The organism is Pseudobacter ginsenosidimutans (genome assembly GCF_007970185.1).
Lineage (GTDB): Bacteria > Bacteroidota > Bacteroidia > Chitinophagales > Chitinophagaceae > Pseudobacter > Pseudobacter ginsenosidimutans.
On the sequence record NZ_CP042431.1, the window covers coordinates 1,290,788 to 1,316,082 of the forward strand.

Annotated in this window: 27 protein-coding genes; 10 read left to right on the forward strand and 17 right to left on the reverse strand. The window is 48.2% G+C overall.

All coding sequences use genetic code 11. The features are described 5' to 3' along the window. A complete protein-coding gene (locus FSB84_RS05160; protein WP_130542577.1) occupies positions 1–486 on the reverse strand; it encodes an RNA polymerase sigma factor in 486 nt (161 codons plus the stop codon). 197 nt (positions 487–683) lie between these two features. Beyond that, positions 684–905 carry a hypothetical protein gene (locus tag FSB84_RS05165; RefSeq protein WP_130542576.1) on the reverse strand — a complete coding sequence of 74 codons (222 nt, stop codon included), beginning with the start codon at positions 903–905 and terminating at the stop codon, positions 684–686. 82 nt (positions 906–987) lie between these two features. Between FSB84_RS05165 and kbl the strand changes: the two genes are divergently transcribed. From kbl to FSB84_RS05180, 3 genes are all read left to right on the forward strand, one after another. Continuing rightward, positions 988–2,175 (forward strand): glycine C-acetyltransferase, encoded by a 1,188-nt coding sequence (gene kbl / locus FSB84_RS05170; RefSeq protein ID WP_130542575.1) that lies wholly within the window; start codon positions 988–990, stop codon positions 2,173–2,175. A 146-nt stretch (positions 2,176–2,321) separates the two neighbouring features. Then, positions 2,322–3,368 carry a tetratricopeptide repeat protein gene (locus FSB84_RS05175; RefSeq protein ID WP_130542574.1) on the forward strand — a complete coding sequence of 349 codons (1,047 nt, stop codon included), beginning with the start codon at positions 2,322–2,324 and terminating at the stop codon, positions 3,366–3,368. Positions 3,369–3,376: 8 nt separating this feature from the next. Continuing rightward, positions 3,377–3,907, forward strand: coding sequence for a DUF3267 domain-containing protein (locus tag FSB84_RS05180; RefSeq protein ID WP_130542573.1), 531 nt, complete (start codon positions 3,377–3,379; stop codon positions 3,905–3,907). On the opposite strand, the gene FSB84_RS05185 is transcribed toward FSB84_RS05180, so the two are convergent. After that, on the reverse strand, positions 3,908–4,288 hold the full coding sequence (locus FSB84_RS05185) for a RidA family protein (protein ID WP_130542572.1): 381 nt from the start codon (positions 4,286–4,288) through the stop codon (positions 3,908–3,910). Between the two features lie 84 nt (positions 4,289–4,372). On the opposite strand from FSB84_RS05185, the gene FSB84_RS05190 reads away from it, so the two are divergent. The 5 genes from FSB84_RS05190 (at position 4,373) to FSB84_RS05210 (ending at position 8,311) form a co-directional block, all read left to right on the forward strand. Continuing rightward, a complete protein-coding gene (locus FSB84_RS05190; protein ID WP_130542571.1) occupies positions 4,373–5,017 on the forward strand; it encodes a 3-hydroxyacyl-CoA dehydrogenase family protein in 645 nt (214 codons plus the stop codon). After that, a complete protein-coding gene (tsaB, locus tag FSB84_RS05195; protein WP_130542570.1) occupies positions 5,017–5,727 on the forward strand; it encodes a tRNA (adenosine(37)-N6)-threonylcarbamoyltransferase complex dimerization subunit type 1 TsaB in 711 nt (236 codons plus the stop codon). Before FSB84_RS05190 ends, tsaB begins: the two co-directional genes overlap by 1 nt. Before the next feature lie 100 nt (positions 5,728–5,827). Next, positions 5,828–6,175, forward strand: coding sequence for an ArsR/SmtB family transcription factor (locus tag FSB84_RS05200; RefSeq protein ID WP_127128286.1), 348 nt, complete (start codon positions 5,828–5,830; stop codon positions 6,173–6,175). 111 nt (positions 6,176–6,286) lie between these two features. Then, a complete protein-coding gene (locus FSB84_RS05205) occupies positions 6,287–7,693 on the forward strand; it encodes an MBL fold metallo-hydrolase (protein ID WP_130542569.1) in 1,407 nt (468 codons plus the stop codon). Positions 7,694–7,852: 159 nt separating this feature from the next. Continuing rightward, entirely contained in the window at positions 7,853–8,311 is a 459-nt protein-coding gene (locus FSB84_RS05210; protein WP_130542568.1) for a hypothetical protein, read from the forward strand. Between the two features lie 3 nt (positions 8,312–8,314). On the opposite strand, the gene FSB84_RS05215 is transcribed toward FSB84_RS05210, so the two are convergent. Then, complete coding sequence (locus FSB84_RS05215) at positions 8,315–9,535, reverse strand: hypothetical protein (RefSeq protein ID WP_130542567.1); 1,221 nt, start codon at positions 9,533–9,535, stop codon at positions 8,315–8,317. Positions 9,536–9,584: 49 nt separating this feature from the next. Here FSB84_RS05215 and FSB84_RS05220 point away from each other — a divergent pair, with 49 nt between their 5' ends. After that, entirely contained in the window at positions 9,585–12,560 is a 2,976-nt protein-coding gene (locus FSB84_RS05220; protein WP_130542566.1) for a sensor histidine kinase, read from the forward strand. 3 nt (positions 12,561–12,563) lie between these two features. Here FSB84_RS05220 and FSB84_RS05225 read toward each other — a convergent pair whose 3' ends face one another. The 9 genes from FSB84_RS05225 to FSB84_RS05265 all read right to left on the reverse strand — a co-directional run bounded on the left by FSB84_RS05225 (position 12,564) and on the right by FSB84_RS05265 (position 21,273). Then, positions 12,564–13,217 carry a response regulator transcription factor gene (locus FSB84_RS05225; RefSeq protein WP_130542565.1) on the reverse strand — a complete coding sequence of 218 codons (654 nt, stop codon included), beginning with the start codon at positions 13,215–13,217 and terminating at the stop codon, positions 12,564–12,566. A 9-nt stretch (positions 13,218–13,226) separates the two neighbouring features. Beyond that, on the reverse strand, positions 13,227–13,904 hold the full coding sequence (locus tag FSB84_RS05230; protein WP_130542564.1) for a sensor histidine kinase: 678 nt from the start codon (positions 13,902–13,904) through the stop codon (positions 13,227–13,229). 100 nt (positions 13,905–14,004) lie between these two features. Next, positions 14,005–14,901, reverse strand: a complete 897-nt coding sequence (locus FSB84_RS05235; RefSeq protein ID WP_130542563.1) for a lysophospholipid acyltransferase family protein — start codon at positions 14,899–14,901, stop codon at positions 14,005–14,007. Positions 14,902–14,907: 6 nt separating this feature from the next. Next, complete coding sequence (locus FSB84_RS05240; RefSeq protein ID WP_130542562.1) at positions 14,908–16,362, reverse strand: RapZ C-terminal domain-containing protein; 1,455 nt, start codon at positions 16,360–16,362, stop codon at positions 14,908–14,910. A 64-nt stretch (positions 16,363–16,426) separates the two neighbouring features. Continuing rightward, a complete protein-coding gene (locus FSB84_RS05245) occupies positions 16,427–17,155 on the reverse strand; it encodes a nucleotidyltransferase family protein (protein ID WP_130542561.1) in 729 nt (242 codons plus the stop codon). Positions 17,156–17,194: 39 nt separating this feature from the next. Next, a complete protein-coding gene (gene nadB, locus FSB84_RS05250) occupies positions 17,195–18,793 on the reverse strand; it encodes an L-aspartate oxidase (RefSeq protein WP_130542560.1) in 1,599 nt (532 codons plus the stop codon). Positions 18,794–18,817: 24 nt separating this feature from the next. Then, a complete protein-coding gene (locus FSB84_RS05255; protein WP_130542559.1) occupies positions 18,818–19,507 on the reverse strand; it encodes a lysoplasmalogenase in 690 nt (229 codons plus the stop codon). A gap of 10 nt (positions 19,508–19,517) precedes the next feature. Beyond that, positions 19,518–20,288 carry a hypothetical protein gene (locus FSB84_RS05260; protein ID WP_130542558.1) on the reverse strand — a complete coding sequence of 257 codons (771 nt, stop codon included), beginning with the start codon at positions 20,286–20,288 and terminating at the stop codon, positions 19,518–19,520. A gap of 31 nt (positions 20,289–20,319) precedes the next feature. Continuing rightward, positions 20,320–21,273, reverse strand: coding sequence for an aldose 1-epimerase (locus FSB84_RS05265; protein ID WP_130542557.1), 954 nt, complete (start codon positions 21,271–21,273; stop codon positions 20,320–20,322). Between the two features lie 45 nt (positions 21,274–21,318). On the opposite strand from FSB84_RS05265, the gene galK reads away from it, so the two are divergent. Then, positions 21,319–22,488: a galactokinase gene (gene galK / locus FSB84_RS05270; RefSeq protein ID WP_225979980.1), complete on the forward strand. Its 1,170-nt coding sequence runs from the start codon at positions 21,319–21,321 to the stop codon at positions 22,486–22,488. 74 nt (positions 22,489–22,562) lie between these two features. Here the strand turns inward: galK and FSB84_RS05275 are convergent, their stop codons facing one another. From FSB84_RS05275 to FSB84_RS05290, 4 genes are all read right to left on the reverse strand, one after another. Continuing rightward, positions 22,563–23,168, reverse strand: a complete 606-nt coding sequence (locus FSB84_RS05275) for a type 1 glutamine amidotransferase family protein (RefSeq protein ID WP_158643785.1) — start codon at positions 23,166–23,168, stop codon at positions 22,563–22,565. A 41-nt stretch (positions 23,169–23,209) separates the two neighbouring features. Next, the gene (locus tag FSB84_RS05280) at positions 23,210–23,659 is read right to left on the reverse strand and encodes a GyrI-like domain-containing protein (RefSeq protein WP_130542555.1); all 450 of its coding nucleotides are present in this window, start codon (positions 23,657–23,659) and stop codon (positions 23,210–23,212) included. A gap of 91 nt (positions 23,660–23,750) precedes the next feature. Further along, positions 23,751–24,299, reverse strand: a complete 549-nt coding sequence (locus FSB84_RS05285; RefSeq protein WP_130542554.1) for a DNA-3-methyladenine glycosylase I — start codon at positions 24,297–24,299, stop codon at positions 23,751–23,753. Between the two features lie 18 nt (positions 24,300–24,317). Next, positions 24,318–25,274: a helix-turn-helix transcriptional regulator gene (locus FSB84_RS05290; protein WP_130542553.1), complete on the reverse strand. Its 957-nt coding sequence runs from the start codon at positions 25,272–25,274 to the stop codon at positions 24,318–24,320. Between the last annotated feature and the right edge of the window lie 21 nt (positions 25,275–25,295).

A 25,295-nucleotide genomic window follows, 5' to 3' on the forward strand; every position in this document is an offset into this window, starting at 1 on the left:
TCACAAAACATTTTCAGGACTGACCAAATAATTCTTCAACTGGATCCTGGCACGGTGAAGATATACTTTTACCTGGCTCTCGTTGAGCCCCATGATATTCCCGATCTCATCGTAAGAATACCCTTCATAGTCTTTCAGCAATACCAGTGAGCGCTGCACTTCATTGAGCCTGCCCAGGGCCTGCTCCAGCACTTTCCGGGTATTGTGCACCTGCCCGTCTGTTACCTTCGCCTCTTCCCTGAAGTCCTCTCTCAGGCTGATCCGTTTGTTCTTCCGGATATGGTCTATCATCTGATTGTAGGCCACGGTGAAGAGATAACTCTTGCAACGGGTGGCATCCACCTCGCTGCGATTGATCCACATCTTTTCGAATGCCGTTTGTACCACATCCTGCGCATCTTCCGCATGACGGAGATTCTTCAGGATGAAACGATACACGTTATCCGAATACATGTTCACACAATCATTATACTCTTTCTCGGTCATAAGCAGGACCAGGCTGTTGTTTAATGTAGACTTGTTATGTTGTGATACGAATGGCGGGAACAAAAGTTACAGGAACCCGGAATATTTTTCAAATATGTTCCCGGTACCCAATCACCTCAGTTACCTGACCTCAGAAAACAAAACCGCCTCCTGACAGGAGACGGCTTTCATATTCTTTCAATTGATAATGTAATGAATTAGTGGAGGGCGATATTCAGCGTCCGGTTCAACGTCTCCCAGATCAGGAATTCTCCCTGTTCTTTGAGTTGCGACTCGCACTGTTCCTTCACCACTCCGGCTGCTTCGCATTCATTCGCAACCTTGCTGAGCTTTGGCGCCCAGGCAGCCAGCATGATCAGTGTTCCTGCCATCAGCAGGCAACCAACCAGCGTTACGCGAACAAAAGTTTTTCTAAACATAGTGCACCTCTTTGAAGTATAGGACGAAGGTACATCGAAAATGTTACACTATTTTTGCCCCCTATCTAAAAAAACTAGCTACATGAATAACAATCTCGTGAAAAGACTGGCAGTTGAGATCGACGAGATCAGATCCGCCGGCCTCTTCAAAACAGAAAGGATCATCGAATCCCCACAGGGAGCCGAGATCACTGTGAACGGCAAGACCGTACTTAACTTTTGCGCCAACAACTACTTAGGTCTCTCTTCTCATCCCAAAGTGATAGAAGCCGCAAAGAAATATGTCGACTTCCGCGGCTATGGTATGAGCAGCGTGCGCTTCATCTGCGGCACGCAGGACATTCACAAGGAACTGGAAGCCAAAATTTCCAAATTCCTCGGCACTGAAGACACCATCCTCTATGCCGCTGCATTCGATGCCAACGGAGGCGTATTCGAGCCATTGTTCGGCGAACAGGATGCCATCATCTCCGATGAGCTCAACCACGCCAGCATCATTGACGGTGTGCGTCTTTGCAAAGCACAACGCTTCCGCTACAAGCACAACGATATGGCCGACCTCGAAGCCAAACTCAAAGAAGCGGCCGGCAATCGCAACAGGATCATCGTTACTGATGGATCCTTCAGCATGGATGGCACCATCGCGCAGCTCGACAAAATTGTTGAACTGGCAGAAAAGTATGATGCCGCCATTATGGTTGACGAATGTCACTCCAGCGGATTCCTCGGCAAAACAGGAAGAGGCACACATGAGTATCGTGGCGTAATGGGTAAGATCGATATCATCACAGGAACCCTGGGCAAGGCCCTGGGCGGCGCTTCCGGCGGATTCACCTCCGGCAGCAAGGAAGCGATCGAAATGCTGCGCCAGCGCTCAAGACCCTATCTCTTCTCCAATACACTTGCTCCCAGCATCGTAGGCGCATCCATTGCTGTGCTGGACCTGCTCTCCGAAACCACCGCACTCCGCGATAAACTGGAGAACAATACCAAATTCTTCCGCAGCCAGATGACCGCTGCCGGTTTCGATATCAAAGCGGGAGACCATCCCATTGTGCCAATCATGTTGTACGACGCTGTGGTGGCCCAGCAATTTGCCGCCAAACTGCTGGAAGAAGGCATCTACGTGATCGGCTTCTTCTACCCTGTGGTAGCAAAAGGACAAGCCCGCATCCGCGTACAGATCAGCGCTGCGCACGATCAGCATCATCTCGAAAAAGCTATCGCCGCCTTCACCAAGATCGGAAAGGAACTCGGCGTGTTGAAATAGATCATTTCAATAATATTTTCCTGAACGGCAGCTTAACAGGCTGCCGTTTTTTTTCGCAGCGGGCAGTCATTCAACGGGAGTCGGGCAACTGCCCACACGCTGATAATAAACCTAAGATTCCCGCGTTTTATACAGAGCCTTTCTGTATGAAAAATCCTCTTTACCAGGTACCGGCATATTTACCGGATGATAACGGGTGCGAACAATGCGGCGCACCGGATATCATTCATGGCCATCCTACACCACTTTGCCAGAGCTGCAGACAGGGCTTTATCAGGTATCCCATTCCGTTACTCATCAAAATTTTCGGCGGCGCAATCCTGGTGCTCCTGATCTACTGCTGCATCAGCTTTCCCTCCAATCTCACATTGGGGCTGCATATCACGAGAGGCAAGAAAGCAGAGGCAGAAAAAAAATTCCTTACCGCCCAGCGCGAATTCACCAAAGCTGCTTCCAAAAACCCGGGAGACATCGAGATCCAGTGCCATCTTGCACTCGCTGCTTTCAACAATATGGACCTCACTGCTTTTTCCGTGATCGCCGAAAAGCTCGTGGGCAAAAGCATCGAAAACGATCAGCTCTACCGAAAAGTGGACGATGCCATGGCAAAATTCAACAGCTATATGCCCAAAGATTCCATGATCGAGCTCATGAAAGTGCACAGGAACAATATCCCTGATCAGTCATTCAAAAAATACCTCAGCAATCACCCGGATGATATCTATGCGCATTTTTCCTATGCCTCGATCCTCTTCGATCAAAATCGTTTCCATCCCTGCGACAGCATCCTGAAAAATGTATTGAAGATCGATGCCGGTTATTTTCCTGCACTACGCTTGATGGCCAGTCTGAAAAGAGAAATGAATGACTACGAAAGCGCAGACAAATATTGCGAGGCACTGCTAAAGATCAACAATGAAGCAGGTTACGCCATCGCATCAAAAGCCAGGACCAGACTGAAACAGAAAAAAGATGAAGAAGGACTGCAACTCGCATTGCAAAGTGTTGAGACCGATGAACAGGATCCCTACAACACCGCCACTTTGATCCTGGCTTATCATTTCAATGGTGAAAAAGATAAACGGGATGCGTTGATAGAAGAATGTAAAAATGTAAACAACGAAGCCACGAAGGAATTTGTATTGTACGCTACAGATGTGATCAGCGGCAAAGTTCCTTTCAGAGCAAAATAAAAAACGATATGCTCATACCAGGGATCGCTATCTCTATTGCTACTTGTCCGGGTGTTGTTGTGCACGAACTGGCGCATCAACTCTTTTGCCGTTTGTTTAAAATTCCCGTGTTCCAGGTAGTGTATTTCCAGGTGGGCAATCCCGCGGGATTTGTATTGCACGAGATCCCACCCTACAAATGGCAAACCATCCTCATTGCAGTGGGCCCTTTTTTGGTGAATACGATCCTCGGAGCATTGATCGCATTGCCAGCTGCATTACCGGTGTTCACATTGAACAATGCAAATTTCCTGCATTATGTATTGATCTGGCTGGGTGTTTCCATCGCCATGCACGCCTTCCCCAGCACAGGAGATGCCAGGGAGATCTGGAACGAGATCAGGAAGAAAGATACACAGCCCATCATAAAGCTCATTGGTTACCCGCTGACAGGACTGATCTATTTAGGCTCCCTGGGAAGTATGATCTGGCTGGACCTGATCTACGGCATTGCAGTAGCAGTAGCCATTCCCAACCTGATCATACATTGGCTTGCCTGATTATTTTACAGCGATCATACTGATCTCCACATTCACACCTTTTGGTAATCCTTTTACAGCAACTGTTTCGCGCGCAGGGAAATCGCCGGTGAAAGATTTGCCGTACACTTCGTTCACAACCGGGAAAAGGGCCATATCGCTGAGGAAGATGGTGGTCTTCACCACATGTCCGAAATCCAGCTGGGCTGCCGTAAGTACAGCTTTCAGATTCTTCATGATCTGCTCAGTTTCCCTGCCGGCATCGGTGGCTTCGATATTGCCGGTTGCAGGATCAATAGCGATCTGACCTGAAATGTATACTGTTCCGTTGACCAGGACCGCCTGGCTGTAAGGCCCGATGGGAGCGGGCGCGTCCGGTGTATTGATGATTCTTTTTTCCATGGCGTAAAAATATTAAAACCCCGGCACTTGTACTCACCTGATAATTCCCGGTAATACGTTTTCTTTGCGGAAAGTTTTTTAGCTATGACGATCGCAATACTGGCCGATGATACACTGAAGAATGAATGGTTGCAACATCAATTCCCTGAAGACATCACCTTTATCTGGGTTGATTCCATGAGCTCGCTCACCATGCTGGATGCAGATGCTTATGCAGACCTGCTCTTCCGCAATGATCCCGAGCGCAATCAACACCTGGCAAAACTGCTGCCCAAACCTGTGCTGGTGAATGCCGTGGAATACACAACCGCCGATATCCGTCATCCTTTCATCAGGATCAATGGATGGCCCACATTATTGAAAAGGAATATCGCCGAGATCGTCTTACCTGTATCTATAACCGAAAACGCAGTGAAAGAACTGTTCGCTGCTTTCAACTGGCAGTACCAGCTGGCGCCTGATGTTCCGGGTATGATCACTGCGCGTGTACTGGCCATGATCATCAATGAAGCCTACTTCACACTGGGAGCGGGTGTCAGCAGCAGAGAGGAGATCGACATCGCTATGAAACTCGGCACCAATTATCCCATGGGACCATTCGATTGGACCGAAAAAATAGGATTGCAGCGCGTATACGCCCTGCTGCAGCAATTGCATCTTACCGATACGCGTTATGCTCCCGCACCAGCACTCGAATCTGCCGTCCAATCACAACAATCGAATCCGTAATGGCGCTACTGCTCAACATAGACACAGCTACAGAGAACGCGAGCATCAGTATTTCAAAAGATGGCAAGGCGCTGCGCACCATGGTGAACAACCAGCAGCGGGATCATGCGGCCTGGATACAACCTGCTATCGAACAAATTTTACAGGAAACGCAAAACACCGCAAAAGATCTTCAGGGTATTGCTGTAACGGCCGGTCCGGGCTCCTATACAGGGCTGCGCGTAGGCATGGCCACAGCGAAAGGATTATGCTTTGCGTTGAATATTCCGCTGATCACAGAAAATACTTTGCGTGTGATGGCTTACGCTGCAACACTACAATCTTTCCCAAATGGGGATGAGTACAGCATTAAAGCCGGATTAAAAAATGCCACGATTCTCTGCCCGATGATCGACGCCAGAAGAATGGAAGTGTTTACTGCTCTGTATGATTTGGAGTTAAACATTGTTGAAAAGCCCGCTGCGCTTATCCTTGACGCTGACTCTTTTAACAAAGAATTAGAAAATAATAGTATACTTTTTCTCGGTAATGGGAGTGCTAAGTGGAAACCTGTATGCAATCATCCGCATGCATTTTTTGCAGATGTGATCCAAACAGCCGAACATTTGGCGCCGCTCGCAGAACGATTATTTTTACAAGGAAAATTTGCCGATCTGGCCTACGAAGAACCCGTTTATCTCAAGGAATTTTATTCTCATATAAAAAAGTAACCAACTGAAACTTTTATCCTTCTTCGTTCCGGAATGGTGACTTTTTCTTGTAAATTTGACACTCTTATCCTATATAATACTAAAAAGCTCTGATGTGCACATGAACGTAACAAGTAATTACTCCATGGTGCTAGCCGCGGAAGGTGTTCCCGGTGATTCCGTAAAAGTAGACTTCCTGAATCTGAAAAAGGCTGCTATGATCTTACGGGCACTGAACCACAAGCTCCGGCAGCAAATCCTGAAGCTCATTGACGAGCACAGACGCCTAACCGTAACGGAAATTTATGTTCGCCTGCGACTGGAACAATCCGTCGCATCCCAACACTTAGCCATTCTTAGAAGAGCGGGAATTGTGAAGACTGAAAGAGATGGCAAATTCATTTACTATTCCGTCAACGGATCCCGTGTTGCTCATATCATGCAATGTGTGGAGGACCTCAATACCTGACAAACCGTATCAGCGTATTTTTTTAATCAACCTGGCAATTAAGCAGAAGGGATTACCCCTCCTTCTGCTTTTTGCTTTTTTAGTACCTTTGTTCCCAAAACAGGTTAACGAATGTTTATTAAGCAGTTATATACAGGATGTTTAAGTGAGGCCGCTTACTACGTGGAAAGTGAAGGACAGGCCGCTATCATCGACCCCCTCCGCGATATCGACAGCTACCTTCAGCTGGCCACTGAACGCAATGCCACCATCAAATATATTTTCGAAACACATTTCCATGCCGATTTCGTGAGTGGCCACCTGGACCTTCAGAAGGCTACAGGTGCCCCTATCGTGTACGGCCCCAATACAGAAACCGGATTTCCCATCCATCTTGCGAAAGATGGCGAAACCTTTCAACTCGGCAAGCTCAGCATCCAGGTGCTGCACACGCCAGGTCATACACTGGAATCCACCTGCTATCTCCTGAAAGATGAAGCAGGAAAAGAGCATGCAGTTTTCACCGGAGACACTTTGTTTGTTGGAGATGTGGGCCGCCCCGATCTCAGCAGCGGCAATATGAGCAAGGAAGACCTCGCATCACTGCTCTACGATTCTTTACAGAACAGGATCGCCACATTGCCCGATGATGTGATCGTGTATCCCGCTCATGGCGCCGGCAGCAGCTGCGGAAAGAACCTCGGTCCTGAAACACACAGCACCATCGGTGAACAGAAAAAAACCAACTATGCATTGCAGCCACAATCCCGCGAAGAATTCATTCGCGCAGTAACTGATGGCCTCGCTCTGCCACCACAATACTTCCCTATCAACGCACGCATCAACAAGGAAGGATACGACAGCCTGGACAATATCCTGGAAAATGGATTGAAGCCGCTCAGCATCCCCGCCTTCAAAGAATTCCAGAGCAATGAAGATGTGATTGTGCTTGATACCAGGAAAGCTTCCGTATTCACTTCAGGATTTGTTCCCCATTCCATCAGTGTTGGCCTCGAAGGCCGCTTTGCTGAATGGGCCGGCAGCCTCCTCCCCTTCGATAAAACCATCGTGCTGGTAACAGAAGCTGGTAAAGAAAGGGAAACTGTGGTTCGACTAGCACGTGTTGGCTTCTCCAAAATGGAAGGTTATCTCGAAGGCGGATTCGAAGCATGGCAGCAAGCCGGTGAAGAAGTGGACATGATCATAGACGTTGAAGCCGATGAACTGGCCATGGACCTGCCTTTCGATCAACACCTGGTTGTTGTGGACGTGAGAAGGGAAACAGAATTTGCAGATGGACATATCCAGGGCGCTCAAAATATTCCGCTCGCGGAAATGACAGACCCGGGCAATCTCGCAACTCTTGAAGAACACCAGAACCTCTACGTTCATTGCGCAGGTGGCTATCGCAGTGTGATCGCCGCTTCCATCATGAAACGCCAGGGTATTCACAATCTTCGCAATGTGCTCGGCGGATGGGGAACCATCAGCAAGCAGGAGGGAATCGAAATTGTGAAAGAGAAAAGTGTTTTGAATTGATTCGATTGATTTCTTTTTATCAAATATCAGCCGGCGATTTCCGCCGGCTTTTTTTATACCGTGTTTTTCACGGTAACACTATGTGGTATAAACCCTTGCAACCCGTGAAAAGACTTGTTAGCTTGGCCCTATTATTTCATTTTTTAAACATTTCACGTTATGGCCACTACAATTAACCCGAATTCAGGAAATGATCAGGACCCCGTAAAACTCAAACCAGGTCTGCTGGTGCATCTCAACAATGTGGACGGACAGGAAAACCTTGGCAAGTTCAGGCCGGAGGATATCGTTCCCGGTTCCCTCAAGTTGAAAGCGAAAAAAGTGGCTGTTGGTAAAAATCGCGTCAAGTTCACCATCACTTTCGAAGTGGACAATGTTGAAGTGCACACAACACCGTACGAAATTCCAAAAGCCGAAATGGAAAACCGCGGCTCTATCGACATCCTTCCTGTAACAGAGGATGGCAAGTCTCTCGACGATCCCGATGCAGAACTCACTATCTCCGATCCGGATGATACCGAGATCACACTCGAAAATCCTGATGACACTACTGAAACTCTGGACTGGGGAGTCTCCTTCCGTTCAGGTGGCGGTAAAGTACGTGGCGTAGGATTGTAATCACTATGTTCTGTTGAAGAATTCCCTGATAAATTTCTCCCACCTGCAATCCCTCCGGAATTGACGCAACCTGCCATCTGCCGAAAAATAAATTTCGCGGATCGCCATCTGGTCAGCCGTGGTGGAAAAGGCAGGAAAGAAAACAGAAAGGAATAACGGACTGCTTGTTGAACGTACACTTTTTCGCATAGCAGGAGCATAGAGATCAGGCGGGCCAGGGGGCTTATGCAGTGAACCCAAACATCGTTGGCGGATATCTCCGAAGCGTTGATGGATTTCCTGCAGAGGCTGCACCGGGCCCGCTTCTTTTAGCAGTTGTTCTATGAAGAAAGTCAGGTCGATGAAACCAAAAGATCTCGACGGCGTTAGCTCTGTACAGCTTCTTCTTGCGCGGATCACAGCCTGCAACAACTTTCCGCCGTCCTCCAGGCAGCCCATCAGGAAATCAGTGAGCTCATTCACACATTCCACCAATGCTTCATATTCACTCAGGTAATTGGCAGATATGCTCACCAACCTGGGATTCTGTTCATCAGCATATCGCGGCAATTCAGTACTCCTGAATGGCTCTTCTTCGTATTTCAGCAAAAAATTCTGCGTTACATTTTCGGCTATTTGTTGTAGTGAGAGACCGGGGTTCGATTCCATCAGTGAGAACAATTTCGCATAATGCACACCGTACCATGTCATCGTTGTTTGTGGTGCGATGTAAAGGTCTACCTCATTTTTGAGACAGTATCCTGTTTCCAGCATTTGTGTATAGCAACTAACGGCCAGCAATACCTCCACTTTTCCGATACTCTGCCGGATCATATCTGCCAGTTGCTCCGCACTCAACATACGGATGCTGCCATCGCCGTGTTTTTCCGCAAAGAAACCCAGACCTGCCCCATGTCCGTTCAGGATCAGTAAATGCCGGCGCCCAGGATGATGGTGCAGGTCAGGCCCGATATAAAGACGGAAGAACTGAATGAAAGTCTGTGGGTCATTCAATTGCGCAGGATAACTGGCTACCTGTTCAAGCCGCTGAAAGTTATTGTGAAATATCAATTCCTTCACCTGAATCGTTCCTTCATGCAGTAAATAATAAAAAATGACATACCTTAAACTCCCGGTCAGCTCTTGCTGCAGGATGGATTGTTCCAATTCATCGTACACATGATCATGTACCCCGTCATGAATAACTATTATCGTAACAGTCCAGGTGCAATTATTATCGGCCATATACCATCTGATTACTGCTGTCAGAAAGAGAGATAAAACCTTACTCCTTTTGCTGCTCATTGCCTGCCAGGCGGCAGGACAGGAAACTGCTTTTGTTCCCCTTACCAGGCTCTCGGTAGACAATGGTCTCTCGAATTCCAATATACGAAAAATAGTACAGGACAAATATGGCTTCCTCTGGATCTCGACTCAGGACGGCCTCAACCGCTTTGAAGGAAAACAGATGGAAGTACTCAGCGCCGGCAATAAACATTTGCAAAGAAGTTTGCCGGGACAGGACATCTATGATATTGCACTGGATCAATCCGGCGATTATCTCTGGGCGCTCGTTCCCTATGCCGGCCTCTCCAAAATTGATATCCGCACAGTAAGAATAGTAAAGAACTATCTCAATACTCACGGCACCAGGCAACCGAATTATTGGTATAAATGCCTGGCGCAGCATCAGAACAAACTCTTTATCGGCACCAATGAAGGCCTGATCATCGGATTCGATAAGAACAAAGAAGAGGAATTGTTCCGCCTTCAAACCAAAGACCTCTTTGGAATAGATTACCAGGTGGATAAACTGGCCTGTACATCTGATGGCCGCTTATATATCTTCCTCTCCGGCAAAGGCATCCTGGTGTATGATCCGGAAAAGAAACGCCTGATAGAGCATATCAGTCCCAAAGATCTTTACCTTGACGGCTATGCATTTCAGTTCACCGATGTAACCGAGAACGCCGGCGTATTCTGGATCACTACCACTATGGGGCTTCGTTGCCTGGCATCACATAATAATCAGGTACTTTATCCACGTAAACTGCAGACCACCCCTTCGCTCTGGTTCCTAAACAAATCACTCAGCACCATTTCCGTTTACAATGGCCAGGTCCTGTACAGTGGTTGGAACGGACTATTCCAGACAGATACAGAATTGAACAATCCGGTACAGATCCAGCCCACGCGCAATTACGACAACCACGATTTTTTCGAGATGGCCAATTGCATTTTTCAACAGGGCCAGGTAGTATGGGTAGGATCGCCTTATGGACTGGCCTGGATCAAGAACAGATTCTCCCCTTTCATGGCACTCACCAATTCTCTCAATGGTAATGGCAACCGGATCAAGCATTCCATGAGCCTGCTTCCTGTTACGGATTCCGTGATCGCAGTTTGTGCCGATGATGCATTGTACTTTGCCAATCACCAGACCGGCACCATCAACAAGTTTGCGTTGCCGGACTTCTACCTCACCGCATTTAAAGCTCCCGGTGGACTGTTCATCGCTTCGGGAGATAATGGCTTCAAATTGTTCAATGCAGCGCAACAGCCTCTGTCGCTGGAAAAATATTTCCCTGAATTATTGCCTGTTAGTCAGGACCTTCTGGTGAGCGCCGCGGCATATACAGATTCTCTCATATTCATGGCCAGTCAGAATCAGCATGGACTGTATAAATGGAATCATCAAACCCGGACTGTTACCACCATCACAGACAGCAGTGCAGGTCCCAGACTGGAAAGCCACGTCATCAACCGTCTGTACGTAGACAGCCGTAAAAGGCTCTGGATCCTCTGTGATAACGTGATCTCACTCTATGATATCCGCAACAACAGCATGCAGCATTTCACGCTCAGGGAACCCGGTCAGCAAAAGCCGATGAGCGTACTCATGGATATCTGTGAAGCTGACAATTCCATCTGGCTGGCGGTTTATGGTGTTGGTATTGTGAACCTGAATCACGATATGAGTGTAAAGAATATTTACGCACTGCAACACGGCATCAATGACCTGGGACTCTATAAGATCATGAAACTCTCAGACAGTTCATTGATTGCATCAAGCAATAATGGTATAACGGTATTAAATACCCGAAATGGGAAGGCTACCAACTATTTTGAGGAAGATGGATTGCAGTCGAGCAGTTTCGAAGAGACCAGTGGTTGCATTTCCGGTAATTATCTTTTCCTCGGCGGCTTTAATGGTTTCACCCGCATCGATCCGAAAAAATTTCTTACCAACAGCAAGCCACCCGCACTGTATTTTGCCAATGCCAATATACGTATGCCTGAAGCCGATACGGACTCGCTCAATATTTTTATGGAATCGCTTACAGTGCCCAGTGATGCTTCTCAGGTAACCATTGGGTTCTCTGCAGTGAATTACACGGGGCCGGAGAAAGTCCGTTATCAATACAAGCTGTTGCCGGTGAGCAATCAATGGGAAAGCAGTGGCCACGAGCCATTCCTGAACCTGGTGGGCATTGGTCCCGGCTCATATACCTTGCTGGTACGCGCTTCCAATGAAGACGGGGTCTGGTCAGAACCGATCAGAATGACATTGCATTTCCAACCAAAATGGTTCCAGACCTGGTGGTTCACTGTGCTCTGTATTGCAGTGGCGCTGGGCATCATCCTGCTGCTGGTTCGTATGCGCCTCCACCAGTTGTCCAGGGAGGAAGCCATCAGAAGAAAATTATCCAACGATCTGCATGACGACCTCGGCAGCACGCTCAACAGCGTGAAAGTACATGCCAACCTCGCCATGATGGATCCCGGCAATACCACTTATCTTCAACGCATCAAGGAAGGCACACAGCAGGCTATCGTTAGCACCCGCGACCTGATCTGGGTTTTGGACGATAAGAAAGATACTGTTGATCATCTCATCAGCAGGGTAATGCAATTTGCGGAGCCGCTCTGCGATGCCCAGGGCATTACGCTCACCAGGAACATCAGCACCGATGCCTGGAGCCACAAGCTGGGAAAGGAAGAGAAAAGGAACCTTTACATGATCCTGAAAGAATCCATTAATAACAGTGTGAAATATGCCCATTGCCGGAATATCCTGCTGGAGATACTGAAGGAAGGAAAGCGACTGCATATTTCCGTTAGTGATGATGGCTCCGGCTTCAACCAGGATACCGTTACACCAGGCAACGGCACCACCAATATTTACTCCAGGGCCAAAGATGCGGGCTACCAGGCAATGATCCGTACGTCGCCCGGCAAAGGCACAACAGTCCAGTTGACAGCCACCTGATATTTACACATGTACGATGCCATGCTTGATGGCATAGATGGCAAGTCCCACACGCGTTTTGATCTTCAGCTTATCGAATAATGAATCCCTGTAACCATCGATGGTGCGCGGACTGAGATGCATTTTATCTGCGATCTCCTTGTAGGTCATTTCGGAACAGGAAAGTTTGAGGAATTCCATTTCCCGCTCGTTCAGATTGAGCACTTTGCGGGTAGTTCCTTCTTCATCCGAAGAGTTGATGGTATGGAGCAGTTTACCGGTGATCATTTCGGTATAGTAGAATCCTTTGGTCAGCACAGCTTCGATGGCCGATTTGAGTTCGGGTGTATCGGAGTCTTTGAGGATATAACCCCTGGCGCCATTTTTCAACATCCGGATAATGGCCGCTTCATCATCATACATACTTAAAGCCAGTACCTTGATCTCAGGAAAATGTTGTTTCATGTAAGCGGCGGTTTCATAACCGTCCATCACCGGCATATTGATATCCATGAGCACAACTTCAGGATGAGGACCGTCCTGAAGTTTCGAGATAAAATCTTTTCCGTCGTTGGCTTCGATCACTACCTGGTGGCCGATATTTTTCACGAGGGCCGCCAGTCCGTTGCGAAGGAGAACGTGATCGTCTACCAGGCCGACTGTGATATTTGTTGTCATACAAGAAAATTAACGGGTCAAGGGAAGGGTCAGGAAAATCACCAGTTCACCATCGGGTGTGCCATAGAACTGAAGGTCTGCATTAATCATTTCGGCCCTGATCCGCATTTGCCGGGCTCCGGGCAGGACCTCCTGCACAATGCCGGGCTGCACGGAATGCAGGAGCGGGCTGTTGCTGAGCAGGAACCTGACATCATTTTCGCGCAGATCAGCTCCGGCGAGAATGGGCCTGGATGCGCTCACTTCCATGAATACAGCCAGGAGTTCCTGCAACAATCTGAAAGCGATCAGTTCGCTGGCAATGTCGAATCTATCGATTTTTTCATTGACGGAAAATTCAATCTTCCTGTTATGGATACGACCCAGCGTTTCCATTTCATGGGTCAGGGCATAGATCAAACCTTTTTCCCTGATCTCGGCAATGGTCACAGGTTTGGCAACCTGTCTGAGGTCTTGAATAGCTTGTCCTACCAGCATTTTGGAGGATGCCAGCGTATAGCTCAGGTGCTCATTCTCTTTCGGTATCTGGGAACTCAGTTGAAGTTTGGCCAGGCTCAATACCTGACCCACATTGTCAAATATTTCAGCCCTGATCATTTCCAGCTCACGCTCCTGAATTTCAAGCTGAACGCGAAGCAGTTCTTCTTCCAACCGGTTACCGTGTTGTTCATATCCGGATTGCATCATTTTCGTTTTTACCTGGCGGAACCGGGTTACTGGTCCGACAGCAACGTTAATATTTGATGAACAGATGTGAACCGGGAAAAACACGGTAATTCAGGCAGGGTTATTTCACCGGATCGGTATCGATCCAGAGCTTGCGGTACTCTTCCTTCCAGTCGTGTTTCCAGCGACGATGGCTCCAGAGCCACATTTCAGGATGTTTGCGGATGGATTCTTCCAGGAATCGTATATACCTGCGGGTAAGTTCGCCTTCAGGCAGCTCATGGGGATTTTCAGAGCCTACCTCCAGCCGCACACGGTAGCGGCCCCTGCTGGTCTTGTAGATATCTGCAAATACAACGGGAATATTGCCTACACGGGCGCCACTTTCAGGGCCTTTTACAAATGGCGTTGGCCTTCCGAAGAAATTGAGCCAGAAAGCTCTTTCAGGACTCCCCGGCGCCTGGTCTGCCACCAGCGCCAGCATATACTGGCTGTGACGATATTGTACGATAGCATTTCGCATGTTGGTGGCCGGTAGCATAACAGATCCCGTGCGTGTACGCAGCTTCATGAACAGGCGGTCCATTGCCTTATTCTTGATAGGCATGTACACCACCAGAAATTCATAATCAGTATGCATCGGCATGAACGCATTGGCCAGTTCCCAGTTGAAGTTATGCCCCAGGTGCAATTGAACCTTGCGGCCTTCTGCATAGAGTTTTTTGAAAGGATCACTGTCCAGTTGAAACCTTTTATTGATCCATTCGGGAGATGCTGAAATCAGCTTGATGGTTTCTATGAAATTATCCACGAAGTTGTGATAGAACTTCCTGGCGATCTTTTTTCTTTCCGCCAGTGATTTTTCAGGAAACGCAATGGCGATATTCTCCATGATCACTTTCCTTCTGTAACCGAGCACCACAAATACCAATACGGCGAGTATATCCGAGATGATATACAGGAACCACATTGGCAACAAAGACATCAAATAGAATATTCCGTAAACGATATAATACATGGCTCACTAGTACTTGTTATTCACCCAATTCTTTGCTTCCTGTTCCACATGCTGCAGAACAACCGGTACTTTGTATTTGTTGCGAAGATGCCTGGCCAGCGCATCGGCTGCATACACGCTGCGGTGCTGGCCTCCGGTACAACCGAAACTGATCACGAGGCTCTCAAACCCGCGCTTCATATAGTCTTCAACGGTGATGTCCACCACATCGAATACGCTGTTGAGGAATTCAGGCATCCTGGTTTGTTGTTCCAGGTAATCCTTCACTTCCTTATCCCTTCCGGTGAGTACTTTGAATTCTTCCTGTCTGCCGGGATTGAGGATACCCCTGCAATCGAACACAAATCCACCGCCATTACCGGAATCATCTGTCGGGATGCCTTTACGGAAAGAGAAACTGTTCACCCTGATGGTGAGTGGCGTTTCCGGTGTGGCAGTAAGTGGTGTGAATCTTTCGAGGATCTCATCGCTCACGCAGATGTCCAGCACTTTCCTGAACTCAGGCACAGCAATGCCGAGGCTTTGATTATCGATGAACCAACGGAGATTGTTAAGCGCCTGCGGAATACTGGTCAGGAACTGCGCCTTTCTTTCGAAGAGGCCGCGAAAGCCGTAAGCGCCCAGTACCTGCAGCAGGCGGATGAGTACATAACCATTGTACTGGCTTTTGAAGATAGCGCGGTCCACCGGCTGCCCGATGGTTTGCTCGAATGAATCGATATAATCATTGAGCAGGCGTTCTTTCCAGTTGTCAGGAAGATTGGCCCTTGCCTGCCAGATCATGCTGGCGGCATCGTATTGCGGAGCGCCGCGCATACCGCCCTGGTAATCGATGAAAAATACATTGCCGCTTTCCCTGATGAGGATATTCCTGCTCTGGAAATCGCGGAACATGAAATATTTGTATTCCGTATGAGTAAGATAAGTGCTGAGCGCTTCGAAGTCGTCGATCAGTTTTTGTTTGTCGTACGGTTTACGAAGTGCATCCAGAAAATAATATTTGAAGTACAGGAGATCGGCCATGATCGCTTGTTTGCCGAATTCCTGGTTGGTGAGGCAACGGGTGTAGTCGAGGCCTTCATGTCCTTTCACCTGCAATTGCGCCAGTGAGTGAAGACTTTGTTTGAACAGGGCGTACACATTGTCTGTGAGCCCTTCCTCTTCCAGTTTGTTGAGCAGGCTGATATCACCCAGGTCTTCCTGGAGATAAATGGTTCTTTCCTCATTCCAGCCGATCAGGGCAGGAACGGGCAGCGCCTTTTCACGGAAATGTTCCGAGAAGTACATGAAAGTGTCGTTCTCAGGAATATTGTTACCATAAGTGGCGATGCAGGTGCCGCCTTTCAGGTGCAGTCTGAAATACCGGCGGTCTGAACCGGATTGGGGCAACACTTCTATATCCAGCGGGGCTTCGCCCATCGAGATACAGAGGTCTCTTATTGCGTCTATTACAGCGATCATAATTTACTTACAGGAATAGCGGCCAAAAATACTGAAAATAGGGATGCCAGCGCATCGGCTATTCTCAGGGAAACAGTTGTTCTGCTTTAGCTACGGAATCGGGCTTTCCCACATCTATGAACCTGGATCCGCTATGGTCGAAAGCGCGGATGGGTTGGGTTTTGGCCAGTTGCAGGTATAGGTCCACCATCGAGAATTTGCCTTCCTGGCGGATCATGGGCAGCATGGCCGGATCGATCACATGGATACCGCTGAATGCTTTCTGAACATAGGTAGAGGCGGCACGGCTGATCTTCTCCTCACCGGTAGTAACGTTGCGCCATCCTGCCAGCGTATCATATTCATCGAATAAAAAATATCGGGAGGTGGTCCGGTCAGACACAGCCAGCGTTGCAAGGGGTTGGGCAGTTTGATGATCACTTAACATGGCGCCAAGATCCAGATCGGTGAGGATATCAACATTGATGATCACAACAGGGCCTTCAGTCTTACTGAAAAAATGTGCGGCTTTCTTCAGGCCGCCGCCTGTTTCAAGCACGGCATCGGTTTCATCACTGATGGAAATATCGCTTCCCCATCCTTTGTTTTCATTCACTGCCTGAATGATCTGATCAGCAAAATGATGCACGTTCACCACAACATTACTGATGCCGTAGTGTTGGAGGTATTCGATATTCCGTTGCAACAGGGATTTGCCATTGATCACGGCCAATGCCTTGGGATGCAGGTCCGTCCAGGGTTTGAAGCGGGTGCCCAGGCCGGCGGCAAAGATCATGGCTGATGGTTGTTGCATTATTCTCGAATTCAAAATTACTTAGTGTGTTGGTTATCGTTATAAAACTATATTCTGCACCAGCCTGCTCTTGGCAGGATAGTCGGTATTGTAATGCAAGCCACGGCTCTCCTTCCTGAATTGCGCGCCCTTAACAATCAAATAGCTCGCCGTGATCATATTGCGCAATTCGCAGAGCTGCGGAGAAACAGTAGTGGCCTGGTACAAAAGTTCTGTTTCTTCCCAGAGCAGGTCCAGTCTTTTCTGCGCTCTCTGCAAACGTACATTGGTCCTTACGATACCCACATAATCACTCATCACCTGCTGTACTTCTTTCAGGCTTTGCGTAATAAGGATCATTTCCTTGGGATCGGTGGTGCCAGTGGCATTCCATTCCGGCACAGGAGGAAAATCGTTTACTGATCTGCGTTGCTGGGTACAATCCAGGAAGGCGCGATGCGCAAACACCATTGCCTCCAGCAGCGAGTTGCTGGCAAGACGATTGGCGCCATGCAATCCTGTACTGGCGCATTCTCCGGCTGCATAGAGATTACGGATGCTGGTTCTGGCCCACTCATTGGTTTTGATACCGCCGCAGCTGTAATGTGCTGCGGGCGCCACGGGGATCATATCTTTCGTTACATCGATACCAATGGATTTGCATTTCTCATAAATGTTCGGGAAATGCTCTACGAATTTCTCCAGCGGTATATGTCTAACGTCCAGGTATACATGTTCTGTACCGGTGATCTTCATTTCACTATCGATGGCGCGCGCCACGATATCGCGGGGAGCGAGATCTTTTCTTTCATCGTATCGCTCCATGAACGCTTCCCCTTTTTTGTTGCGGAGAATGCCACCATCACCGCGGACGGCTTCTGTGATGAGGAATGATTGTCCGCGTACACCCGGCTCATACAAAGCGGTGGGATGGAACTGGATGAACTCCATATTCTCGATCCTTCCCTTGGCACGGTACACCATTGCCACGCCATCGCCAGTTGCGATATTGGGGTTGGTAGTGGAACGGTATACCTGTCCATTACCGCCGGTTGCGAGTAAAGTAGTTCCTGCGAGAATAGTTTCGATCTCATTCGTTTTGAGATTGAGCACATACACGCCGTAACAATCGATATCGGGAGTGGATTTGGTAACGAGGTAACCAAGATGGTGCTGTGTAATGAGGTCCAGTACAAAGCAATGTTTGATGATCTCGATATTGGGATGTGCGGCCACTGCTTCCAGCATGGCGCGTTCGATCTCTTTTCCGGTAACATCTTTGTGATGCAGGATGCGGAATTCACCATGACCGCCTTCCTTGCCGAGTTTGTAATCACCATCTGCTTCCTTATCAAACTGTGCGCCCCATTCGATCAGTTCCTGGATCCGGTCTACCCCTTCCTTCACTACGATCTCTACCACAGCTTTATTGCAGAGGCCGTCTCCGGCAATCAGGGTATCCTCGATATGTTTGTCGAAGCTGTCGCGCTCGAAATCTGTAACACCGGCGATGCCGCCTTGTGCATACTTGGTATTGGTTTCATCGGCGGCAGTCTTGGTGATCACCGTCACTTTCTGGTCCGGGTATTTCTTGGCTGCCTTGAGAGCGAAGGTGAGCCCTGCAATTCCGGAGCCTATCACTAAAAAATCAGTTTGCATACTATTTCAATTCGGGCGGTAAAATTAGGAGTTATTGCGGGATTGCAGATATTTCCTGCTTCCCGTAACCAGTAACAGTTGTGCCAGGCAATAGGTTGTCATCACCAGGAGCGGGGCGGCCTTGAAAGGGCTGTAAAATTTATCCAGGGCCAGCAGGCTGTCTGAGATCACAAAGAGCATTGCACCGGTAACACAGAATGCGCCGGCCAGTTGTGCCGGGAAATGAAAAGCATGAATGGCAGTAAGCAGCATGGCGCCTAACACTGATGCATACACCAGCACAGGAACTTTCAGAGAGCCGGTTCCGGGTTTCAGGATATAGAACAGGATGCCAACATACACCAGCACCAGGAAAACCACCAATGGGTTCCATGGTCTGCCGGGCCTGTTTTGTTTTTTCACCCTGGTAAAAAAGAGGAGATAAAATATATGGGCGATGAGAAAGCTCACCAGGCCTCCTATAAAAAAGTATTCGCTTTCGGAAGTGAAGAGCAGTAACGTATCGCCGCCCCAGGAGAAGATCAGCGCCCAGATAACGAGCATCCTTCCGCGCTTGTCCTGGATATAGTAAGCCGCAAACCAGCCCAGCAGTAACAGCATGAGCAAAGGTTTGGTCACATAGCGCATGCTGGTCCATCCGAAGTAGACGGCTAACAGGTCTGCCATCACGTCCAGCAGGAAAAGGTAGAGCCAACGTTTGTTGGCGGATTTCATCGAGAACTGATCAATATTCAATCGTAAAGGAATATTTAGCGGGATCGTTAACAATGTCCAGCAGATTGTATCTCAATTCCACAGTTCTCTTATCCTCCGATACTTTCAACAGGGGATGATTACCGGTGCTTTTCACGGGCCTGGGCAATTTGAAACTGGTGGTGTACATCATTTCCATACCCTGGGCTGCCATTTGTTTGATGTCGGATACCTGGGGCCTCGTCATCAGTTGCTTATACTTTGCGGTATCCACCTCTTTTTTGATCAGGCCATTGTTCAGGGTGATATCGTATAAGCTCACCATGTCCTGAAAAGTAGCTTCAGAACTATCTGGCGTCATTTCCGGCTGCTTGTTGCTTTTGAGCAGTCCTGAAAAAGAATTCTTCATCAATGTTCCCTGCCCTTCCATGAGGCTTTCCAGTTGTTGCTGGGTATGGTAGGGAATATTCATCCTGATATTGAAGAGCTTTTCTTTGATGTTCAGTTTGAAGAACATTTTGCCATCTTTCATCCAGGCATTTTCTTTCCGGGTGGCTTCATCGGCGGAGTCCAGGATGGTTTGCATGGATACTACTGTATCGATGGCTCTGTCCAGTCCGTTTTTGGTGAGCTCTTCTTCACCGGCAAAAGATTGCATCAGCTCGATGAGCTGGCTCATATCTATACGGGATTCGTATACCCCGCTGCCATCTTCATTGATCACCACTTCTTCATTCACTTCATAGCAGCTGATCACGAAAGCAATAAAAGCAAAAACCAATGCAAGCCTGAGCCATTTCATACGGGAGTCCATTTTGCACAAGGTAATTGATTTACCCAATACTCAATTGATACCACAGGTTAAAAGTAAGGGTCTGCCGGGGAGCCATTCTGATCAGTCCCATTCCATTATTGAAACTGTTGGGGGCCCCGCTCAGGTTTTCAATGGCGATGCTCTCCCGGTGGTCCGGCGTATAGATCTGGAGGTAAGGATAGCGCGCATTGGTATAGAAAGCCAGCTGCAATTTATTTTCCGGGTTGTAGAGTACGCAGCATGGAATGCCTTCCTCATGGTCCAGCAGGAAGCAGGTGTCCAGGAAACGTTCACCGATAGTTGCGCCATTGAGGAAAGTATCATCATACAACGTATTACCCGTAGGAACGATCTTTTCGTTGGACTCCAGCATGGCATCGGAGCGGAACTGCATTTCGTACTGGTTGATCTTTCCGCCCAGCCGGAAATAAGGATGCCAGCCATCCTGCATGGGAATGAATTCATCGGAGAGATTGATCACAGTGGTTTCCACCTGCAAAGCCCTGTTCGGATGCAATGCGTATTTCACTTCACACATGTATTCAAATGGAAATCCGGGATCATCTTTTTTGTAATGATATCGAAGTCGAACAGCAGCCTGCTGATCATCCGTGAATTTATCGGTGAGATGGAAAGGTTTGTTGAACAACAAGCCATGGATGGCTGTGCCATCTCCAAAACGGTTGGCAAACTCATAAACTTTATCATCAAAATTGTACTGTCCGTCCGGGAGCCGGCAGGCGAAGGGAGAGAGTTTGGCGCTTTTGTAAGAAACGGCCAGGTCCTTCTCCAGGTCAGCTTTTCCGTTGTAATGATCGATGATATTGAACCTGCCTCCATTCAATGGCACATCAAAGCCATGTAATAGGGCGCCATATGCAGGAAGTATACTGATAGTTGTGTCAGTTGCCTTATCTTGCAATCTGAGAAGCTCGAGGTCGTTGTCCGTAATCCGGTCGATCTGAAAACTCATAGTATCCGTTTAAAGAATTTTTAAATTTAAATCATTTTCAGAGATATGGCGATAGTAGAACGATTGCGTAAGAAATTCCGGGACCTCTACGGTCAGGAGCCGATTGTGGTGGCAGCTCCCGGACGCGTGAACCTGATTGGGGAGCATACTGATTACAATGAGGGTTTTGTACTGCCGGGTGCAGTGGACAAACGAATGTACGTTGCCATTGCTTCACAGGCTGAGCCTGAGATCACTATCTACGCCAATCATTTTGAAGAGTCTTTCTCTTTCAATCCCGAACATGCTCTCCAGCCCGTTTCCGGCTGGATGAACTATATGCTGGGCGTTACCCATCATATCAAAGCGGCAGGGAAAACTATCGGTGGCGCACAGGTGCTGATCGATGGCGATATCCCCGTTGGCGCCGGCATGAGCTCATCCGCAGCGCTTTGTTCCGCTTACGGATTTGCACTGAATGAATTGTTCAATCTCGGCCTCAGCCGTATGGAGCTCGCCTTCATCGGGCAAAAAACCGAACATACATTCGTTGGTGTGAAATGCGGCATCATGGACCAGTTCGCCAGCCTTCATGGCAAAAGCGGCCACGTGATGAAACTGGATTGCCGCAGCCTCGAATATGAATACATCCCCTTCGATTTCCCTGATCACAAGATCGTACTGGTGAATAGTATGGTCACTCACTCGCTCGCAGGTTCAGAATACAATGTGCGTCGTCAGCAATGCGAAGAAGGTGTAAGCATCATCAAAAAAACTTATCACAATATCAATTCGCTTCGCGATGTGAACCTGCAAATGCTGCAGGAACATCAACACCTGATCAGTCCTGTGGTGTACGACAGATGCTGGTACGTGGTAACTGAAAAAGACCGCCTGCTCAATGGCTGTGATGCACTTCAGCACGGAGATCTCGAAGCATTCGGAAAGCTGATGATCGCCACACATAACGGCCTCAGCAAACAATACGCAGTGAGCTGCACGCAGCTTGATTTCCTCGCAGAGCGCGCAGGCTACATCAAAGGCGTTGCAGGATCAAGGATGATGGGTGGTGGATTTGGTGGTTGCACTATCAATATCGTGCAGACAGAAATGGTGGATACATTCAAACAACAGATCCAGCATGCATTTGAACAACTCTTCCAGGTTACGCCCGAAGTGTACATCACGCAGATAGAAGATGGCACACATGTGGTGAATAGTGAAGTGTATCATTGATCATAGAACTTCCTTATACAAAAAATGGTTGATCGGCATTGATCAACCATTTTGTTTTACTAACCCTTTTTGTGCTACGCTTCTGTTTCAGCAAACATCCTGTTTTCCATTCCTGCACTTCTAAACAGGTCATACACTGCATCCGTAACGCTGTCTTCCATCACATTGAACTTTTTGAAGATCGCTACCATCAGTTCCAGGGCTGCTGCGCCATTGGCTGTGATCAGATTGTCGCTGCTCACACAAGGTTCCTGAACATAATGCGCATCTCCCCTGTAATCCGGCGCCAGGTCCTTGAGATAAGCCAGGTCATTGCTGGTATGTGGCACATGATCGAGGAAACCATGATTGCCCAGCAGCACGGTAGCGCCGCAGATAGCAGCTACAGTTTTGTTTGCGTGCAGGAAAGCTTCAACCAATAACGCTATTTCCTGATGCTCTTCATTCTCCCAGGCTTCGCCGCCCGGCAGGAGGAGCAGATCAACTTTCTTCGGATCCACTTCCTCCAGTGAGTGATCAGGTTCGATCCTGATATCTCCCATGGAAGTAATGGTCTGTCCGTCGATTGAAAAGGTCCGGATCATGAAATCTGAATATTTGTTCAGGTGCGCTACAGTATAAGCTGCTTCCCAGTCTGCATAGCCATTAAATACGAACAGGTAACAAATTCTCTTTTTCATGAGTATATGTTTATATGGTTGATCGGTGAGATTGAAAACGTCTATAAAACTCCCATCTGCACGGTGGTGATATTGTTGCGCGGGTCCTGGAAATCGATATTGACGTAGATCTCGCGGCATTCATCATTGATGGCGATCTTTCTGTCGTCTATGAATTTCAGTAACTGGCCGTATACAGAGGGCAGGTCTTCCCAGGCGCCTACATGTTCATGCACCAGCGCTTTGAAGGGAGGTAATTGCTTAACGCCGAACTTTCCGGAGGTTGACATTCCCTGCACAGGCAATGCGATCTCCAATGTGAATTCTGTATCGGGTTTTCCATCGGAACCATGATAGACCCAATAGACCGGCCCGCTGATCAGCGCTTTCTGATTGGCCGCTTCTGCGAGCAGGTCCTGGAGGACCGTTCCAACATATTGGTGCAATGTGTTCAGGGTTGTCTGGTGGGAACTGTACAAAACAGTCACCGGGGGATGCGTCTTGATTTCCATAGCGCTCTGTATTTGTTTCTACAAAAGAACTATGGGGTAGTGACAGCCCTATGTCAGTAGCAGGAAAATAAAAATCAGGAAAGGGCCGGGATCATTTCTTTGCCCACATGGGTTTGCTTTTCAGCACCTTCTTTTGGACCGGGCAATTGTCCGCATGCGCCCCGCGCAGGTAGCCGGTGCTCATGAGGAATTCGTTCACGATCTCTCCGCCGGTAAAGCGGAAGGTCTTCTTGAAAAGCTTCACCCATTCTTCCTTTGTTTTGGGATGATGATGTTCCAGCCATTGTTCGAAGGATCCGAATTCTTTTTGCAGGGCGAGAATGGTCTTTGCATTCTCGATGGCGGCATTGATCTTGAGACGGTTCCTGATAATGCCTGCATCCTGTAGTAAGCGCTCCCTGTCTTTCTCTGTGTAAGCTGCCACTTTCTTCACATTGAAATTGTGGTAGGCTTTGCGGAAGGAGGCTTCTTTTTTCAGAATGGTTTCCCAGCTCAGCCCGGCCTGGTTGATCTCCATGATCAGCCGCCCGAAAAGTTCATTATCGTCATGAATAGGAAATCCGTAATGATGATCGTGGTAGTTCTTGTGTAATGCCTGTTTATCTCCCGACATTCTTTCGATAACACTGCAATATGACATGGGAAGTATTGATTAAGATTAACCAGCGTAATGCTGATGAAGTTCTTTTGAAAAAGATGCCATGGTATCTTTGAGCAACTGTGGTGATTCCACTTTTACAGCATTGGTGAAAGTGAGCAACCATCTTGCGAAATATTCCATATGGCCCGTCATGAAATACATGCGGGTGCAATTATCACCTGCTGCCTCATCCTTCACAAAGCCGTAGTAGTAGCGGCTTTCGCGGATATACCTGATGAATTCGTTCTGCATGGTCACCACTGCTTCATTCAGTTCACTTTTATCTTTTTTCATCGAGTCGATATATCCATGAAGGGTGGGATGTACAGAACCATCGAAGGTTTCATCTTTCAATTGCAGTCGCTGAATACGGCTCACGCGGAAATCACGGTAGCCTTTGCGCAACCGGCACCAACCGATCAGGTGCCAGTACATGCTGTAGTACCAGAGGCCGATGGGTTCCACCATGCGCTCCGATAATTCCTCTTTACCCCCGGAATGATAACGAATGTAAATGACACGTCTTTCTGCAATCGACTGTTGCAGGGCGGTCAGATGGGAATCAGCATTTTCGTCTGATGGTCCCCGGAACCTCAGCACTTCGATATGGTTATTGAGATTATCGAGGTTCTCTTTATCGGTAGAACGCAGCACAGCTTTGATCTTGAAGAGCGCCGCTTCAAAATGCTGTCGGATCGATCCGTCAGTAAGCTTTTCTGCCAGCTTGCCTCCCAGCAGCAGGGCATTGGCTTCCTGCTGGCTGAACATTACCGGCGGCAGACGATAGCCTTCCATGATGGTATAACCGCTGCCGGCTTCACCGATCACGGGAACGCCGCTTTCGTCCAGCGCTTTCACATCGCGGTAAACGGTGCGCAGACTGATATTGAACCGGTCGGCGATCTCCTGGGCTGTTACCCTTCTCTTGCTCTGCAAATGGGTAAGAATGGCGTGAAGGCGGTCTATTCTGTTCACAATAACGGTTTATGCGAACAC

Excerpts from the sequence above, each read along its gene's own strand:
- FSB84_RS05160 (WP_130542577.1), bottom strand. The coding sequence starts at position 486 with ATGACCGAGAAAGAGTATAATGATTGTGTGAACATGTATTCGGATAAC.
- FSB84_RS05165 (WP_130542576.1), bottom strand. The coding sequence starts at position 905 with ATGTTTAGAAAAACTTTTGTTCGCGTAACGCTGGTTGGTTGCCTGCTG.
- kbl (WP_130542575.1), top strand. The coding sequence starts at position 988 with ATGAATAACAATCTCGTGAAAAGACTGGCAGTTGAGATCGACGAGATC.
- FSB84_RS05175 (WP_130542574.1), top strand. The coding sequence starts at position 2,322 with ATGAAAAATCCTCTTTACCAGGTACCGGCATATTTACCGGATGATAAC.
- FSB84_RS05180 (WP_130542573.1), top strand. The coding sequence starts at position 3,377 with ATGCTCATACCAGGGATCGCTATCTCTATTGCTACTTGTCCGGGTGTT.
- FSB84_RS05185 (WP_130542572.1), bottom strand. The coding sequence starts at position 4,288 with ATGGAAAAAAGAATCATCAATACACCGGACGCGCCCGCTCCCATCGGG.
- FSB84_RS05190 (WP_130542571.1), top strand. The coding sequence starts at position 4,373 with ATGACGATCGCAATACTGGCCGATGATACACTGAAGAATGAATGGTTG.
- tsaB (WP_130542570.1), top strand. The coding sequence starts at position 5,017 with ATGGCGCTACTGCTCAACATAGACACAGCTACAGAGAACGCGAGCATC.
- FSB84_RS05200 (WP_127128286.1), top strand. The coding sequence starts at position 5,828 with ATGAACGTAACAAGTAATTACTCCATGGTGCTAGCCGCGGAAGGTGTT.
- FSB84_RS05205 (WP_130542569.1), top strand. The coding sequence starts at position 6,287 with ATGTTTATTAAGCAGTTATATACAGGATGTTTAAGTGAGGCCGCTTAC.
- FSB84_RS05210 (WP_130542568.1), top strand. The coding sequence starts at position 7,853 with ATGGCCACTACAATTAACCCGAATTCAGGAAATGATCAGGACCCCGTA.
- FSB84_RS05215 (WP_130542567.1), bottom strand. The coding sequence starts at position 9,535 with ATGGCCGATAATAATTGCACCTGGACTGTTACGATAATAGTTATTCAT.
- FSB84_RS05225 (WP_130542565.1), bottom strand. The coding sequence starts at position 13,217 with ATGACAACAAATATCACAGTCGGCCTGGTAGACGATCACGTTCTCCTT.
- FSB84_RS05230 (WP_130542564.1), bottom strand. The coding sequence starts at position 13,904 with ATGATGCAATCCGGATATGAACAACACGGTAACCGGTTGGAAGAAGAA.
- FSB84_RS05235 (WP_130542563.1), bottom strand. The coding sequence starts at position 14,901 with ATGTATTATATCGTTTACGGAATATTCTATTTGATGTCTTTGTTGCCA.
- FSB84_RS05240 (WP_130542562.1), bottom strand. The coding sequence starts at position 16,362 with ATGATCGCTGTAATAGACGCAATAAGAGACCTCTGTATCTCGATGGGC.
- FSB84_RS05245 (WP_130542561.1), bottom strand. The coding sequence starts at position 17,155 with ATGCAACAACCATCAGCCATGATCTTTGCCGCCGGCCTGGGCACCCGC.
- nadB (WP_130542560.1), bottom strand. The coding sequence starts at position 18,793 with ATGCAAACTGATTTTTTAGTGATAGGCTCCGGAATTGCAGGGCTCACC.
- FSB84_RS05255 (WP_130542559.1), bottom strand. The coding sequence starts at position 19,507 with ATGAAATCCGCCAACAAACGTTGGCTCTACCTTTTCCTGCTGGACGTG.
- FSB84_RS05260 (WP_130542558.1), bottom strand. The coding sequence starts at position 20,288 with ATGAAATGGCTCAGGCTTGCATTGGTTTTTGCTTTTATTGCTTTCGTG.
- FSB84_RS05265 (WP_130542557.1), bottom strand. The coding sequence starts at position 21,273 with ATGAGTTTTCAGATCGACCGGATTACGGACAACGACCTCGAGCTTCTC.
- galK (WP_225979980.1), top strand. The coding sequence starts at position 21,319 with ATGGCGATAGTAGAACGATTGCGTAAGAAATTCCGGGACCTCTACGGT.
- FSB84_RS05275 (WP_158643785.1), bottom strand. The coding sequence starts at position 23,168 with ATGAAAAAGAGAATTTGTTACCTGTTCGTATTTAATGGCTATGCAGAC.
- FSB84_RS05280 (WP_130542555.1), bottom strand. The coding sequence starts at position 23,659 with ATGGAAATCAAGACGCATCCCCCGGTGACTGTTTTGTACAGTTCCCAC.
- FSB84_RS05285 (WP_130542554.1), bottom strand. The coding sequence starts at position 24,299 with ATGTCATATTGCAGTGTTATCGAAAGAATGTCGGGAGATAAACAGGCA.